The organism is Micromonospora sp. NPDC048170 (assembly GCF_040652795.1).
In the GTDB taxonomy this organism is placed as follows: domain Bacteria; phylum Actinomycetota; class Actinomycetes; order Mycobacteriales; family Micromonosporaceae; genus Micromonospora.
Genome location: NZ_JBEZMR010000011.1, coordinates 127,231 through 141,460, shown reverse-complemented (window position 1 = coordinate 141,460; position 14,230 = coordinate 127,231). Strand labels below are relative to the sequence as shown.

General features: G+C 71.7%; 12 protein-coding genes. 10 read left to right on the top strand and 2 right to left on the bottom strand.

What is annotated here, in order from left to right; translation table 11 throughout:
• Positions 1 to 803: 803 nt before the first annotated feature.
• The 3 genes from AB0D32_RS17110 to AB0D32_RS17100 all read left to right on the top strand — a co-directional run bounded on the left by AB0D32_RS17110 (position 804) and on the right by AB0D32_RS17100 (position 2,729).
• A complete protein-coding gene (locus AB0D32_RS17110; protein WP_357090642.1) occupies positions 804 to 1,385 on the top strand; it encodes an RNA polymerase sigma factor in 582 nt (193 codons plus the stop codon).
• Complete coding sequence (locus tag AB0D32_RS17105; protein ID WP_357090640.1) at positions 1,378 to 2,097, top strand: hypothetical protein; 720 nt, start codon at positions 1,378 to 1,380, stop codon at positions 2,095 to 2,097. Before AB0D32_RS17110 ends, AB0D32_RS17105 begins: the two co-directional genes overlap by 8 nt.
• 107 nt (positions 2,098 to 2,204) lie before the next feature.
• Positions 2,205 to 2,729: a hypothetical protein gene (locus AB0D32_RS17100; RefSeq protein ID WP_357090638.1), complete on the top strand. Its 525-nt coding sequence runs from the start codon at positions 2,205 to 2,207 to the stop codon at positions 2,727 to 2,729.
• A 105-nt stretch (positions 2,730 to 2,834) separates the two neighbouring features.
• Here AB0D32_RS17100 and AB0D32_RS17095 read toward each other — a convergent pair whose 3' ends face one another.
• A complete protein-coding gene (locus tag AB0D32_RS17095) occupies positions 2,835 to 3,860 on the bottom strand; it encodes an alpha/beta hydrolase (RefSeq protein ID WP_357090635.1) in 1,026 nt (341 codons plus the stop codon).
• A gap of 353 nt (positions 3,861 to 4,213) precedes the next feature.
• Here AB0D32_RS17095 and AB0D32_RS17090 point away from each other — a divergent pair, with 353 nt between their 5' ends.
• Positions 4,214 to 5,713 carry an aminopeptidase P family protein gene (locus tag AB0D32_RS17090; RefSeq protein ID WP_357090633.1) on the top strand — a complete coding sequence of 500 codons (1,500 nt, stop codon included), beginning with the start codon at positions 4,214 to 4,216 and terminating at the stop codon, positions 5,711 to 5,713.
• A gap of 203 nt (positions 5,714 to 5,916) precedes the next feature.
• On the opposite strand, the gene AB0D32_RS17085 is transcribed toward AB0D32_RS17090, so the two are convergent.
• Entirely contained in the window at positions 5,917 to 7,299 is a 1,383-nt protein-coding gene (locus AB0D32_RS17085) for a hypothetical protein (RefSeq protein ID WP_357090631.1), read from the bottom strand.
• Between the two features lie 1,011 nt (positions 7,300 to 8,310).
• On the opposite strand from AB0D32_RS17085, the gene AB0D32_RS17080 reads away from it, so the two are divergent.
• The 6 genes from AB0D32_RS17080 to AB0D32_RS17055 all read left to right on the top strand — a co-directional run bounded on the left by AB0D32_RS17080 (position 8,311) and on the right by AB0D32_RS17055 (position 14,230).
• Positions 8,311 to 9,240, top strand: a complete 930-nt coding sequence (locus tag AB0D32_RS17080; RefSeq protein WP_357090629.1) for an acetaldehyde dehydrogenase (acetylating) — start codon at positions 8,311 to 8,313, stop codon at positions 9,238 to 9,240.
• On the top strand, positions 9,237 to 10,247 hold the full coding sequence (dmpG, locus tag AB0D32_RS17075) for a 4-hydroxy-2-oxovalerate aldolase (protein ID WP_357090626.1): 1,011 nt from the start codon (positions 9,237 to 9,239) through the stop codon (positions 10,245 to 10,247). The genes AB0D32_RS17080 and dmpG overlap by 4 nt, the downstream gene beginning before the upstream one ends.
• A 101-nt stretch (positions 10,248 to 10,348) precedes the next feature.
• Complete coding sequence (locus AB0D32_RS17070) at positions 10,349 to 11,155, top strand: cupin-like domain-containing protein (protein ID WP_357090624.1); 807 nt, start codon at positions 10,349 to 10,351, stop codon at positions 11,153 to 11,155.
• The gene (locus AB0D32_RS17065) at positions 11,155 to 12,408 is read left to right on the top strand and encodes an aminotransferase class I/II-fold pyridoxal phosphate-dependent enzyme (protein WP_357090622.1); all 1,254 of its coding nucleotides are present in this window, start codon (positions 11,155 to 11,157) and stop codon (positions 12,406 to 12,408) included. The genes AB0D32_RS17070 and AB0D32_RS17065 overlap by 1 nt, the downstream gene beginning before the upstream one ends.
• Entirely contained in the window at positions 12,405 to 13,274 is an 870-nt protein-coding gene (locus tag AB0D32_RS17060; RefSeq protein ID WP_357090620.1) for an aldolase/citrate lyase family protein, read from the top strand. The genes AB0D32_RS17065 and AB0D32_RS17060 overlap by 4 nt, the downstream gene beginning before the upstream one ends.
• Positions 13,271 to 14,230 carry an ornithine cyclodeaminase family protein gene (locus tag AB0D32_RS17055; protein WP_357090617.1) on the top strand — a complete coding sequence of 320 codons (960 nt, stop codon included), beginning with the start codon at positions 13,271 to 13,273 and terminating at the stop codon, positions 14,228 to 14,230. Before AB0D32_RS17060 ends, AB0D32_RS17055 begins: the two co-directional genes overlap by 4 nt.

Sequence of the window (14,230 nt, the reverse complement as noted above, 5' to 3'; positions counted from 1 at the left end):
ACGCTCGAGACGATCAGAAACGCCTCCGTCCCGCCGAGCAGACGCGCGAGCTGCCTGCGTTCGGCCGGCGAGGAAGCGATGCCGATGACCAACGGCGCGACTCCCCTCATTCCCACCCCTTCCGGTTTCCCACCCACTCCGGACGAATTCCGACACGACGCTGATCAATCAGCGCCCTGACCCTAGTGGTGTCTCGTCCCGCTTCGGTTAAAAACAGTGACACTTTGTCGTGGCTAAATTGCTTGCAATTCACGGGCGGAGTCGAGGTGTGGCCCTTCATGATGGCTTGACCTCATTCGACGGGATGTGTTCGGCCGGTCCACCGACCGACGATGTCCGGCAGGAGCGGTCGGGCTCGCGTCACGTGCGGTGAACCGTCGCTGCCGGCAGGCGCCGACGGTGGTTCGGGCATCGTCCCGATGCTCTTGGAGCGCTGCCGGACGAGGGCAGGGTCGGAAGCGTCGGGCCCAGGACGGCCACGGCCGGGCCGGGCGCGAGGGGACGGCGTGCGGGTGGGCGGAGCTGGCGGAACGACGACATGCCGGGTTGCCTCCTGCCAGCTCATGCCGAGGCTGTGGGGAAGGAGCAGGGGTGCCCGCACCCTCGGCCGTGGGATCGTGACGGGAAGCCGTTCATCGATGACGGCCTCAGTTCGGATTGCTGGAACTTAGCTACACGTCGATGAATCGTCAAGAAGGTTTGCTACATGGCCGGGATCCGGGACGACCGGTGTCGGGCGGCGCGGTGCTGTGCCCCGACGGCTGTGCCCTCGTGGGTGGAACCCCCGGGGCGCGGGCGGTGTCATGTGTACGTCCCCACCGGAGGTATCCCTGAACGACGAAGAGTTGGTCGCCCGCGCCGGGGCGGGTGACCTGGAGGCCTACGAGCTCCTGGTCTCCCGGCACACCGCATCCGCGTACCGGACGGCGGTGCTGCTCGGCGCGGGCCCGGACGCGGAGGACGTCGTCCAGGAGGCGTTCGTGAAGGGACACCGCAAGCTCTCGCGTTACCGGGGGGAGTCGTCGTTCCGGTCGTGGCTGATGGCGATCGTGGCGAACGAGACCCGCAACCTGCACCGGTCGCGCAGCCGGCGCGACGGGCTCGCCCTGCGCGCGGAGACGGCAAGGCCGGATTCGGAGATCGGCGAGGATGCCGCCGTCGAGGCCGTCCTCGCCGGGGAACGCCGCGCCACGTTGGTGCGGGCGCTGCGCCTGCTGCCGGTGAAGGACCGTGAGGTGATCGTGTGCCGGTTCTTCCTCGACCTCAGCGAGGACGAGACCGTGACCATGCTGGGCTGGCCGCGCGGCACGGTGAAGTCGCGGACCTCCCGGGCACTTGCGAAGCTTCGCGGCCTGCTCGACGTCGCGGAGGTGCACCGTGGATGACCTCGAACGCGAACTGCGTGATCTCTCCGCCTGGCTGGAGACGCCCGATCCGCCCGACGTGACCGCCCGGGTACGCGTACGGCTCGCCGCACCCGTGCGGAGGCGACGCCGGTGGCGCTACCTCCTCGCCGCGGCGCTCACCGCCGTGGTCGTGGCGGTGTTGCCGCCGGGACGAGCCGCTCTCGCCGACGCCGCGGCCGGGCTGCTGCGCTTCGCAGGCATCACGATCGCCACGACGCCCGAGCCGGCGCTTCCCACCGGCGCCGCCTCGCCGCTACCGACGCAGCGGTCCGTCGCCGTGGCCGAGGCGCAGCGGAAGGTGCGTTTTCCCGTCCGCACGCCGACGAAGCTGGGCCCGCCCGAGCAGGTGCTGGTCGCCGATCCGGACGACGCGGGTGCCTGCCGGGTGGTGACGCTGCTCTACCACGGGGGCGCGCTGCGCATCGACGCCTTCGACGGTGGTCTCGACACGGCCTTCCACAAGCAGGCGGCCGGACCGGGAACCACCCTGGTCCAGGTCAACGGTGGCTTCGCTGTCTGGATCGACGCCCCGCACCCGGTGGCCTACGTGGATCGCGCGGGCACCGTACGGGTGGAGACCGCACGGCTCGCCGCCGCGACCCTGATCTGGCAGCAGGCCGGCGTGAGCTACCGGATCGAGGGCGACCTCACCAGGCTCGAGGCGATCGAGATCGCCAGATCCCTGAGTTGAGGGCGGGTTCGCGCCGACCACCCGGAGGGCTCGGGTCGGGAACCCGGGGGAGCCGGCCGGTGTCCTGACAGTGGAGACGCACGATCCGGTCGTCGGGAGGGCATGAGATGGGTTCATGGCGCAGGGTGTCGCTGGGAGCGGTGGTGCTGTTGGCGGGGTGCACGACAGCCGGCCCGTCGGCCCCGCAGGTCGACGCCCGGGCCGTCACGGCGTCGGCGGGCGCGCCGACGGATGCCACGACGGGCTGCGGCTCCCGGGTCGAGACAGGGCCGCTGCCCGACTGGGCGGACGCCGGGTTCAGCGGGAGCACCCGGATGCCGCACGTCTTCGGCGCGAACGGCGAGATCGTCGCGGTGCTGTTCGGGCACCCGCTGGGGCTGGACGGGAAGAACAGGTCGAACAACAAGATCCTCTGGGTCGCCCGTCCCACCGCGACACCCTCCGACGCGGCCTCCCGGGCCGCCCTGGGGATCACCGCGACCCTGGACGGCACCGGAACGCGGGTGATCCGGGAGGTCGCCGGCGGTCCGGGCCCGTCGATCATCGACATGCCGCAGGCCGGCTGCTGGCGCCTCGAACTCCGCTGGTCCGGGCGTACCGACACGATGGAACTCGTCTACGGCGAGAGCTAGGCATCCCGTGACCGCCCCGCCCGGACCCGGTGGTGGACCTGGGGGAACACGTCGCTCTTCGCGGACGTCGTCACCGGGTGCGGGCGGCGGCGGGCGGAGTCACTGTCAGGGGGCGCAGCCGGCGAGGTCGGGGCTGGACGGGGTGCCGGTGGAGGGTCCGAAGAAGAGCAACGCGCAGGCGCTGAAGAAGGTCGGGTTCTCCTCGGCGATCCAGTGGCCCGTGTCGGGGGCCACGACGGTGCGGACATCGCTGGCCACCTGCTGGTACGAGGCGGCGACGGCCGGCCCGAAGACGGACTGCGCGCCCATGGCCATCACGGGAATGGTCAGTCGCTTCGTCTGGGCGTGGGCCTGGTTGTCGGCGGCGTCGGCCTTGAACGCCCGGTAGTACTCGTATCCCGCCGTCCGCCTGGCCGGGTCGGCATACGCGCGGTGGTAGACGTTGCGGTCGATCGCCTCCGGATGCTGCGCGCGGTCGAACAGCATTCCGAGATAGGTGGGGACGTCCTCGTTGTCCATGATGCGTTCCGGGACGGGCGCGGGTGCGGCGTTGAAGAGGAAGTGCCAGCTGATCCCGTAGAAGTTCTCCAACCCGAATCCGGGCAGCGGGCTTTCCACGACGCCGATCCGGGTGACCTCGGTGGGGAAGTCGCGGGCGTAGTTGTAGGCGACCATCGCGCCGAGGTCGTGACCGATCAGGGCCACCTGGGTGAAGCCGAGCTGGTTGACCGCCTGCCGGATCCGTCGTGCCGTGGTGGCCTTGTCGTAGCCGCCGGTCGGGACCGTGGAGGCGCCCAGGCCGGGCAGGTCGAACGTGATCACGGTGTGCTGTCGGGCGAGGGTGGGCAGCACCTTGTGCCACACCCACGACGTCTGCGGCCAGCCGTGCAGCAGCACCAGTGGTGAGCCGCTGCCGGTGGTGGAGTAGCGCAGGGTCGCGCCGTCGACGGTGACGTTGCCCTGTCGTACGGCATGACCGGCGGTGGTCGCGTCGGCCGGCTCCTGCGGCGGCGCGGGGGCGACGGCCGCGGCGCCGGCACCCGCCCCGCCCACGAGTGCCACACCGAGCGCGACCGCGACGACGATCCGCCTGCCCCGACGACGCGAATCGCGGCCGAGAGCCGTCTTCACCGCGGAACCCAACGCAGATAATTGCATGGACACTTCGCTTTCCGTGAGTTGGCGACCGCTTCGGACGGTCGGATCAAACAAAGCGGAAACGGCGGCGTTCACAAGCGCGCCCCGGAAGCCGGTCGAGCGGCTTGGGAAATGCTACAACGGATGTCAAGATGTCGATCGATTGTGGCGTTCCGGCGAAACTCGTCGGTCCGTACCGTCGGCACGGACGTCGATAGCCCGGCCCGAGGCGGACACGCTGCGGTGACGACCGCGAACCACCCGTGTCTCGGGGGCGCTTCAAGGGCCCCGGCCGAGGGCTCTCGCAGCTTTGCCGAGGCTCCACGGCGCATGGCAGGATATCGACCATGACAAGCGACGAGCAGGTGAAAGCGAGCCACCGCAACACCCCGACGAGCGACCAATTCCGCGCTTTCATCGCCTCCGGCTGGGCCCGTCCGGATGCGGCACCTGTCCCGCGCGCGGAGGTCGCCGACCACGCGGCCCGCCGCCGGGCGGCCTTGTCACGGCGGTTCCCGGGCGAGCGGCTCATCATCCCCGCCGGCGGCCTCAAGGTGCGCAGCAACGACACCGACTACACCTTCCGGCCGCACACGGCCTTCGCCTGGCTGACCGGGCTCGGCTTCGACAGCGAGCCCGACAGCGTCCTGGTGCTGGATCCGAAGCCCGAGGGCCACGAGGCCATCCTGTTCTTCCGGCCGCTCGCCCCGCGCGACAGCGAGGAGTTCTTCGCGGACTCCCGGTTCGGCGAGTTCTGGGTCGGGCCCCGCCCCACGATGGGCGAGGTCGAGCAGCGGTTGGGCATCGGCACCCGGCACATCGACGCGCTGCCGGACGTCCTGGCCAAGGACGCCGGCGCGACCGTCGTGCGTGTCGTGCGCGGGGCCGACGGCGAGCTCGCCCGGCTCGTCGACGAGACCCGGGCACAGGCGGAGACGTCCACGTCGGTCACCCAGCAGCACGAGGCGGACGAGGAACTGGCCCGCCACCTTTCGGGGATGCGACTGCTCAAGGACGAGTGGGAGGTGGGCGAGATGCGCAAGGCGATCGCCGCCACCCACCGGGGCTTCGAGGCGATCATCGCCGGGCTGCCCGAGGCCGTCGGCAAGGAGCGCGGCGAGCGGTGGGTCGAGGGGCTCTTCGGCCTGTACGCCCGGCACGACGGCAACGGGGTCGGCTACGAGACGATCTGCGCGTCCGGCGACCACGCCAACACCATCCACTGGACGAAGAACACCGGGCCGGTCCGCGACGGCGACCTCATCCTGGTCGACGCCGGTGTCGAGGTCGACTCCCTCTACACCGCCGACATCACGCGCACCCTCCCGGTGACCGGTCGCTTCACGGACGTGCAGCGCAAGATCTACGAGGCGGTCCTGGAGGCGCAGGAGGCCGGCATGGCGGCGGTGAAGCCGGGCAACAGGTTCAGCGACATCCACGCCGCCGCGAACGTGGTCATCGCCCGGCGGCTGCACGAGTGGGGGCTGCTGCCGGAGGGGGTGACCCTCGAGCAGACGCTGGACCGCGAGCGTGGCGGCTGGCACCGGCGGTGGATGGTCCACGGCACGTCCCACCACCTCGGCATGGACGTGCACGACTGCCAGATGCTGCTGCGTGAGGAGTACATGGACGGCGAGCTGAAGCCCGGGATGATCCTCACCGTCGAGCCCGGTCTGTACTTCAAGGCGGACGACCTGCTGGCGCCGGAGGAGTTCCGCGGCATCGGCGTCCGCATCGAGGACAACGTGCTGGTCACCGAGGACGGTCACGAGAACCTGTCGTCGGCCATGCCGCGTACCGCCGACGACGTCGAGGCCTGGATCGACCGGGTGCGCGCGGGTGCGTGAGCCCGTCCGCGGGACGCCGGCCGGCACGTACGGGCGCTGAACGCCCGACCGTGCCGGCCCCTGCTGCCGGCGTGGACCGCTGACACCTGTCGGGCACCGGGATCCGGTGCCCGACAGGCGGCGGTACGGGCGCGGCGACCCACACCTGGTCGGTGCCGCAGGCCGATGTCCCCGTCGCCGCCCGCCCGGTCGGCGGCGGGCGCTCAGCCGCCGTGGAAGGTGCAGCCGATCCTCGCGCCGCCGGCCATGCTGACCACCCCGACCCCCGGGTCGGTGCTGCCGCGCACGAGGCAGCCGGCGTACCCGTCCTCGTCCACGACATCGCGGTCGGCCAGATAGACCCCCCAGTTGAGATAGAGGTCCTGCACGCCACCGGCACCGTCGGGAAACGGTTCGGCGGCGGGCTGGACCCGGCGTTGCAGCACGAACGGGCCGCCCACCGCGGAGTCGAGCCGGGACTGCCACTCGGCCCCGCTCACCGCCCAGCCGGCGAGGACGCCGTTGCCGCCGTGCAGCAGCGTCGGCTTCAGGATCAGCTCGCCCTGCCGGGCCCGGGCGTAGGCGAGCAGGTCGACCTCGGCACCCTCGGGATCGGTGCCGCGCGGGCGTACGTGCCGGGTCCACGGCAGGATCCGGTCGATGCAGGCCAGCTCGTCGTCGTCGAACAGGCCCCGGTGCCGGTCGTCGGAGAGCATGGCCAGGGTGCCCTTGTTGCCGTAGAGCTCGGCGTCCAGGCGGCTGAGCAGGCCGACCTTCTCCTGCTCCACGGCGACCAGCAGCGGCTCCACCTGGGCCGCCACCGCCGCGTCGGTCAGGTCCTCGGGCAGGAAGTACCGCAGGACGACGTCGACGGCGCGCCCTGCCACCGTCGGCCGGCCGTGCGGGTACGTGAACTGGCCGAGGTGGCAGGCGATCCCCTCGATCCCGTACCCGGTCAGCATCTCGGCGAGTGCCTCGAGGCGGGACCCGACGACCGAGAAGTTCTCCGTCGTGTCCACCACGGCGACGACCGGCGGCCGGTCCGTGGGGATCGTCGCGGCGCACTCCGCGTACATCGTCCGCACGATGCAGCCCAGCGTGTCCCGGTACCGCAGCCGGTGTCGCCGCACGAACTCCCGCAGCGGCGGGTACGCCAGCATCGCCCGGTTGATGTCGGCGCACTCGAAGCCGCCGAGCGCGCTGGTGACGTTGAATTCGAGCAGGCGGAATCCCGCGCCGTCGTGGTAGAGGTCGGCGCGACCCAGCGGGACGAGCGACCCGGTGCGGGCGCCGCGCGTGATCAGCGCCGTCTGCCGGGGATCCATGCCGACCGCCCGGGCCAGTGCGGTGAGGTCTCCGTCGAAGACCCGCTCCGGTAGGGCGCGCAGCAGGTCGTAGACGGTGCGGAGGTCCCGGGCGACGGTCCGGCTCTCGGTCTCGCTGAGGAAGGCGGGGCCGGTCATGAACCGGTCCTGGTACGGCTCGAGGGTGGCCGACTCCCGGGCGGCGGCGGTCGGGTCGTCGGGCGACGCGCTCCGGGCGAGGTGCTCGACGTACGCGCGGCCCAGGGGCGACCTGCTCAGTGCGGGCGGGTGGGTGGTCGTCATGGAGTGTCCTTTCGGGCGGGTGGCGCGTCCGGTCCGGTCGGGCGGGGGCGCGGCGGCGGTGGCCACCGTCGCCGATCGATTCGTCGCCGGCACGGCCGACGAATCATTCCGTTCCTCTTTCGCCCCTGTCGAACCGACGCCGCCGACAATTCGACCGGACCGTCTGAAATTGCCGGCACGATGGAACCGACGACGATAGTCGCAAATGGCCGCGACGGAGTCGACGGCGCAGTGCCGCCGGTGCGGCACGCCGGATCCGTGCCCTGACCTGGGCGGGCCCGGGTCGCGGGGGAGCGGTCGGGACGCGGCGGCGGACGACCTGCCCCAAGGGGTGGCAAAGCGCCACAACCGGTCCGAACAGTGGCGCCGTACGTTCCATCGCCGGCAGTTCTGTGACGACGTCCACTCCAGCGTGGACTGTCGTGAGAGTGACGTAACAGCCTGGTCCACCGAGCGTGTCCATCTGATAGCTTCGATGCCGGCGGCCGCTGCGGCTGACGGGAGCGCAACGGCGGCATTGGTTGTCGCGCATGTAGACGGGGGCTTCTTCGGTTATTACGTGGAGACTTCTGAGATCAAGCTATATGTCCGTTTGTTGCTCGACGGTGCGGCAATTCCAGCCGAACGGAGTCCGCCGAACAGTTCCCGGTCGCGACGTGTCCCGACACCTGCCCGGCACACCCCCATCCCGGCGACCCACCGACCGCGACGTCCCGAGGGCGGTCGCGTCGCAGTGGGCGTCGCGCGTGCCGTCCGGGCATCTCGGCCCAGGGCCTGCGCAGCCGAGCGGGCCGGCGGCGGTGCCCGGGACCCCGCCCCCGCGCACCCGGCCACGGTGTGCCGGCACGCCGTCGCGCACGGGCCGCCGCCGGGCCGCCGCGCACATCGAATGGTGAGGACGACGTACATGAGAACCTACGATCCGGATACCGCGAGCCGCGCGACCCGCACCGGCCGGTCCCTCGCCCGGCGGTCGCGGACCGACCGGCTCCGGCGCCGTGGAGGCACGCCTTGAGTCTCACCGCGGACGTGACCGACGCCGGGGCCCGCGTCGTCGAGCCCGCCTCCGTCGCCGTCATCGGCACCGGGGCCATCGGCCAGGACCTGATCAGCAAGATCCACCGTTCTCCCGTGCTGGACTGCCGCCTGGTGGCCGGGCGCAACCCGGGCTCGGCGGGGCTGCGGCACGCCGAGCAGTTCGGCTACCCCGTCACCGCCGCCGGAATCGACGCCGTGCTGGCGGCGGGCACCGCGTTCGACGTCGTGTTCGACGCCACCAACGCGGCATCCCACCTGCGCCACTGGGCGCTGCTGGAGCCGCTGGGCACGCTGGTGGTCGACCTGACGCCCAGCAGGGTGGGGCGGATGGTGGTGCCGACCGTGACCGGGGTGGAGGCGACGACCGGGCGCAACATCAACCTGATCAGCTGCGGAGGTCAGGCGTCCATCCCGGTCGCGCACGCGCTCGCGACCCGCTTCCCGGTGACCTACGTCGAGGTCGTCTCCACGGTGGCCAGCGACGTCGCGGGCCGTGGCACCCGGTTGAACCTCGACGAGTACGTGGCGACCACCCGGCACGCCATTACGACGTTCTCCGGCGTACCCGACGTCAAGGCGATCCTCAACATCAGTCCGGCGGTGCCGCCGGCGACCTTCCGCACGGCCGTGCACGCCCGGATTCCCGGCGCCGACGTCGCCGCCGTGCGCGCGGCGGTCGACGGGGCGGCCGAGCAGGTGCGCTCCTTCGCCCCCGGCTACGCGGTGACCGCCTGCACCGTGGTCGACGACCGGGTGACCGTAGCCCTCCAGGTCACCGCCCACAGCGACGTCCTGCCCCGGTACGCCGGCAACCTCGACATCATCAACTCGGCCGCCATCCTGGTCGCCGAGCAGCACGCGGCCCGGCTGGGCCGGACCGCCCGGACGGAGGCGGCCCGATGAGAAGCGTCGTGATCCACGACCCGACACTGCGCGACGGCCAGCACGCGGTGCGCCACCAGCTCGGGGCCCTCGCCCTGCGCCGGTACGCGGAAGCGGCCGACGCGGCGCGGATCCCGGTGGTGGAGGTCGGTCACGGCAACGGGCTCGGCGCGTCGTCCCTCCAGGTCGGCCAGGCCGCGGTCAGCGACGACGAGATGCTGTCGACGGTCCGGCAGGCGCTGCGGCACAGCCGGATGGGCGTGTTCATGCTGCCGGGTTGGGGCACCTCCGACGACCTGCGGCGGGCCATCGACCACGGCGCCGACGTCGTCCGCATCGGTGTGCACGCCACCGAGACGTCGCTGGCCGAGCGCCACCTGGACGTCCTGCGTGCGGCCGGAGCCGAGGCGCACTGCGTGCTGATGATGAGTCACATGGCGTCCCCCGGCGAGCTGGCCGAGCACGCGGCGCAGGCCGTCGGGTACGGCGCGCAGGCCGTGGGGATCATGGACTCGGCGGGCCACTTCCTGCCCGCCGACGTCACCGCCCGCATCGGTGCGATCGTCGCGGCGGTTGACACGCCGGTGATCTTCCACGGCCACGACAACCTCGGCATGGCCGTCGCCAACTCGGTGGCCGCGGCGGAGGCCGGCGCCCTGATCATCGACGGTTGCGCACGGGGCTTCGGCGCCGGAGCGGGCAACACCCAGCTAGAGGTGCTCGTGCCGGTGCTGGAACGCAGCGGGTTCGCGACCGGCATCGACCTGTACGCGCTCCTCGACGCCGCCGACCTCGCGGAGCGCGAGCTCATGCCCGCACCACCGGTGACCGCCTCGATGACCATCGTGAGCGGCCTGGCCGGGGTGTTCTCGGGATTCAAGCACCGGGTGCTCGAGCTCTCCACCCGCGCCGGCGTCGACGCGCGTGACGTGTTCTTCGAACTGGGCCGGCGGCAGGCCATCGCCGGCCAGGAGGACCTGATCGTGGACGTGGTGGCGGAGCTGAGCGCCCGCAGGGCCACCACGTGACCGGCCGCGCACCGCGGCCTCCAGCAGTGAGGAAAGGCGACATGGGAGTTTCGGACGCAGTGTCCAAGGCGGACGGGTCGGCGGGGGTTCCCGTGGCCCGCATGACGTTCGACGAGTTCATGGCCGCCGGCCCCGGCGGCCTCTTCAAGGCCGACGTGCCCGTGGTGATCGCGCTGCCGGGTGACGTGCAGGGCCTCGGCCGCGACGGCGTGGCGGCCCGGCTGGCCGACATGACCGTCACCCTGTTCACCGAGCCGGGCGACAAGAACCACCCGGGGCGCTGGGAGACCCGGGACATCAAGCTCCGCGACTTCTTCGCCGACGAGCGCCACCTGACCAGCCCGGACACCTGGCACCGGGTGGTGTCGAACATCCGCAACAGCCCGGCCGACGTGAACGCCGTCGTCGGCTTCGACGCGGACAGGTTCTTCGGCTACGGCGACACGTTGTACGCGGCGAACCTGTGGATCAGCCACCGTGGCGTGTTCACCAAGAACCACTTCGACGAGTTCGAGAACTTCAACATCGCGTTGGAGGGCCGCAAGCGGTTCATCATCGCCCCGCCCGGCTCCCGCGAGTACTACCCGCGCTCGGTGCTGCGCGGGTTCGGGGACAAGTCCCAGGTGTTCGACCTGGACAACGTCGACCTGGCGCGCTTCCCGAAACTGGCGCCCAAGCTCGCCCAGCGCCGTGACTTCGTCCTCGAACCGGGCCACATGCTCTACCTGCCGCTGGGCTGGTGGCATCAGGCCGAGTCGCTGGACGAGATGAACATCAACGTCAACTTCTGGCTGAAGTCGAAGAAGCTCCTCCGTAGGCCGCACGCGCTCGGCGTCGCCATGTACACGTACGCCTACCGGAGGGTCAAGGGTGTCTACAGCTACAAGCCCACCGAGGTGAACTCCTGATGAGCGAGCGCAAGACCATCACCCCCACCCACCGCTACCGCAACAACGACAAGCTCATCGGCGTGGGGAACGCCTTCTGGAACATGTCCGAGGAGCACGGGGTCGCCGGCATCGTCGGCGACCTCTCCGACGGCGTGTTCCGGATGGCCGACGGCCACGAGTTCGTCAACTTCACCGTCTGCTCCTACCTGGACCTGGACACCCACCCCAAGGTGATCGACGGGGCCGTCGCCGCGCTGCGCCGCTTCGGCGTCCTGGACCACTGCATCCCGCGCACCCGCGTCCAGACGTCGGTGCTGCTGGAGTTGGAGGAGTCGCTGGGTGAACTGTTCGACGCGATGGTGGTCAGCGCGATCTCCACGGCGGCGGCCAGTACCGGTCTGCTGCCGCTGATCGCGTCGGGGCACCTCGGCAACGGCACCCGGCCGCTGATGGTGTTCGACAAGAACGCCCACGTGTCGATGGCGAACGCCAAGCCGAACTGTGCCGACGAGACCGAGGTCGTCACCTGCCGCCACCACGACCTCGACTACCTCGAGGACATGTGCCGCACCTACGAGCGCGTCTGCTACGTGGTGGACGGCTCGGACAGCCTCGGCGGCTACGCGCCGGTCGAGGAGCTGGCCGAGTTGCAGGACAGGTACAACCTCATGGTCTTCTACGACGACTCGCACTCGCTGTCCGCGTACGGCGAGCGCGGCATCGGCTACGTCCGCTCGCACTGCCCGGTACGCGACGACCGGACCATCACCGTCGCGACCCTGAGCAAGGGGTTCGGGGCGGGCGGCACGGCGATCCTGCTCGACGGCTTCCCCAAGGAGACGCGGCGGATCATCGAACGCTTCGCGGGCCCCCTGGGCTACTCGCAGAAGATGAACGCCGCCGCGGTGGGCGCCGCGCTCGCCTCGGCCGAGATCCACCGCACCGAGGAACTCACCCGGCTACAGGGGCGGCTGCGGTCCAACATCGCGTTGTTCGACTCGCTGCTCGCCACCGAGCAGTCGGGCAGCACGTACCCGATCCGGGTGGTGCCGATGACCGACGAGACCGTCGTCGAGGCGGCCCAGCGGGTCTTCGCGGCCGGGTTCTACACCTCGCCGGTGTTCTTCCCGATCGTCGCCCGCGGCACCGCCGGTCTGCGGGTGATGCTGCGCGCGGGCCAGACCGAGGAGCAGATCACCAGGCTGTGTTCCGTGCTGGTCGAGGCGGGCGCCCGCCCGGCCGCCGCGCTGGCCGAGCCGGTGAGCCCGTGAACGGCGCCGCGCGGGCGATCCCGCGCAGCATCCTCTACACCCCGGCGCTGTCGCTGGACCGGGTCGTCAAGGCCTGGTCCTACGACGCGGACGTGCACCTGATCGACCTGGAGGATTCCGTACCGGCGGCCGAGAAGCCGGCCGCGCGCACCGTGTGTGGGGCCGCCCTGGAGAAGGCGCCACGGCCGGAGAACGTCGCGGTACGCATCAACGAGCTGGGCAGCGTCGCGGCGGTGCAGGACCTGCTGGCCCTCACGGAATGTGCGGTGCGGCCCGGCATCGTCATGATGACGATGGTGACCTCGGCGGCCGAGGTGGCCCTGCTGCGGCAGATCCTGGCCTCGGCGGACGCGCATCCGGAGATCTACGTGACCGTGGAGACCGTGGAGGCGGTCGCGGAGATCGACGCGATCGCCGCGGCGAGTGACGGGCTGGTCCTCGGTTCGGCGGATCTGGCCGCCACCCTCGGGGTCGAGATCACCTGGGAGGCCATGCTCGCGGCCCGGCAGGCGATGGCACTGGCCTGCGCGCGGCACGGCACCGCCTGCATCGACACCGCCAACTTCCGGCTCGCCGAGCCGACGGTCCTGGCGCAGGAGACCGCCCGGGTGCGGGCGCTCGGCTTCCACGGCAAGGCGACGGTGCACCCGGGCGAGCTCGACGAGATCAACCGGGTGCTCCGCCCCCAGGCTGACGACCTGCGACTGGCGCGCAGGGTGGCCGAGGCCGTACGGGCGGCCAACGGCGGGATCGCCGTGCTGGACGGGAACATGGTCGGCCCGCCGTTCGCCCGGATGGCCCGCGCCACGGTGGCCCGCGAGGACGCCTGGGCCGCCCGGTTCGGCACCGACGGAGCTGCCGGATGACCGGGGCGGTGACGGTCGGCGCCGCGCAGATGGCGGGCACCCCTCAGCTGGTGCGGGTGATCGACGCGCTGGGCGAGATGTTCGCGGACCTGGCCGCCGGCCGGACCGCCTCCCCGGCACGCACCGTCATCGAGCACGGCCCCCAGCGGGTCCTGCTGGTCAGCCCCGCGATCTGGGAGCGGCGCGGGGTGGGCAGCGTCAAGATCACGACGCTGACCCCCGACAACCCCGGCCGCGGCCTGCCGCTGATCCACGGGGTCGTCGCGCTCACGGACCTGACCACCGGGCAGATCACGGCCCTGCTGGACGGCGCCGAGCTGACCGCCGTGCGCACCGGCGCGGTCGCCGCCCTGGCGACCCGCTGGTGCACCGCCGACGACGCCGGGGACCTCGCGGTCATCGGCGCGGGGGTGCAGGCGCGGGCCCTGGTGCGCGCGGTGGCGGCGGTGCGCCGGATCCGTACCGTCCGGGTGTATTCGCGGACCCGGACCAGGGCCGAGCAGTTCGCCGACTGGGTGCGCGACGCCGTGCCCCACCCGGTGCAGGCGGGCGTCTGCGACAGCGCGAAGGCCGCCGTCGCCGACGCGGCGATCATCTGCACGGCGACCTCGACCAGCGACAACACGCCGCTGGTCGAAGCGGACTGGGTGGCCCCTGGGGCGCACGTCAACGTCATCGGCGGCACCCACCCGGACGCGATCGAACTCGACCCCGCCCTCCTGGCCAACGCCGTGGCGGTCGTCGAGGACCGGACCGCGGCGCTGGAGGGCGCCGGCGAGGTGCGGGCCGCCCTGGCCGCCGGGCTGGTCGGCGTGGACGACCTGTACGAGCTGGGTGCGCTGGTCACCGGCGAGGTCCGCGTGGGCGGCCGGACCTCCGTCCTGCGTACCGTCGGCATGGCCATCGAGGACACGGCCGCCGCGGTGGCGCTGCACGAGGGGGCGGCCGTGGCGTAG

Coding starts and splice junctions, on each gene's coding strand:
- AB0D32_RS17110 (WP_357090642.1), top strand. CDS start 804: ATGTGTACGTCCCCACCGGAGGTATCCCTGAACGACGAAGAGTTGGTC.
- AB0D32_RS17100 (WP_357090638.1), top strand. CDS start 2,205: ATGGGTTCATGGCGCAGGGTGTCGCTGGGAGCGGTGGTGCTGTTGGCG.
- AB0D32_RS17090 (WP_357090633.1), top strand. CDS start 4,214: ATGACAAGCGACGAGCAGGTGAAAGCGAGCCACCGCAACACCCCGACG.
- AB0D32_RS17085 (WP_357090631.1), bottom strand. CDS start 7,299: ATGACGACCACCCACCCGCCCGCACTGAGCAGGTCGCCCCTGGGCCGC.
- dmpG (WP_357090626.1), top strand. CDS start 9,237: ATGAGAAGCGTCGTGATCCACGACCCGACACTGCGCGACGGCCAGCAC.
- AB0D32_RS17070 (WP_357090624.1), top strand. CDS start 10,349: ATGACGTTCGACGAGTTCATGGCCGCCGGCCCCGGCGGCCTCTTCAAG.
- AB0D32_RS17065 (WP_357090622.1), top strand. CDS start 11,155: ATGAGCGAGCGCAAGACCATCACCCCCACCCACCGCTACCGCAACAAC.
- AB0D32_RS17055 (WP_357090617.1), top strand. CDS start 13,271: ATGACCGGGGCGGTGACGGTCGGCGCCGCGCAGATGGCGGGCACCCCT.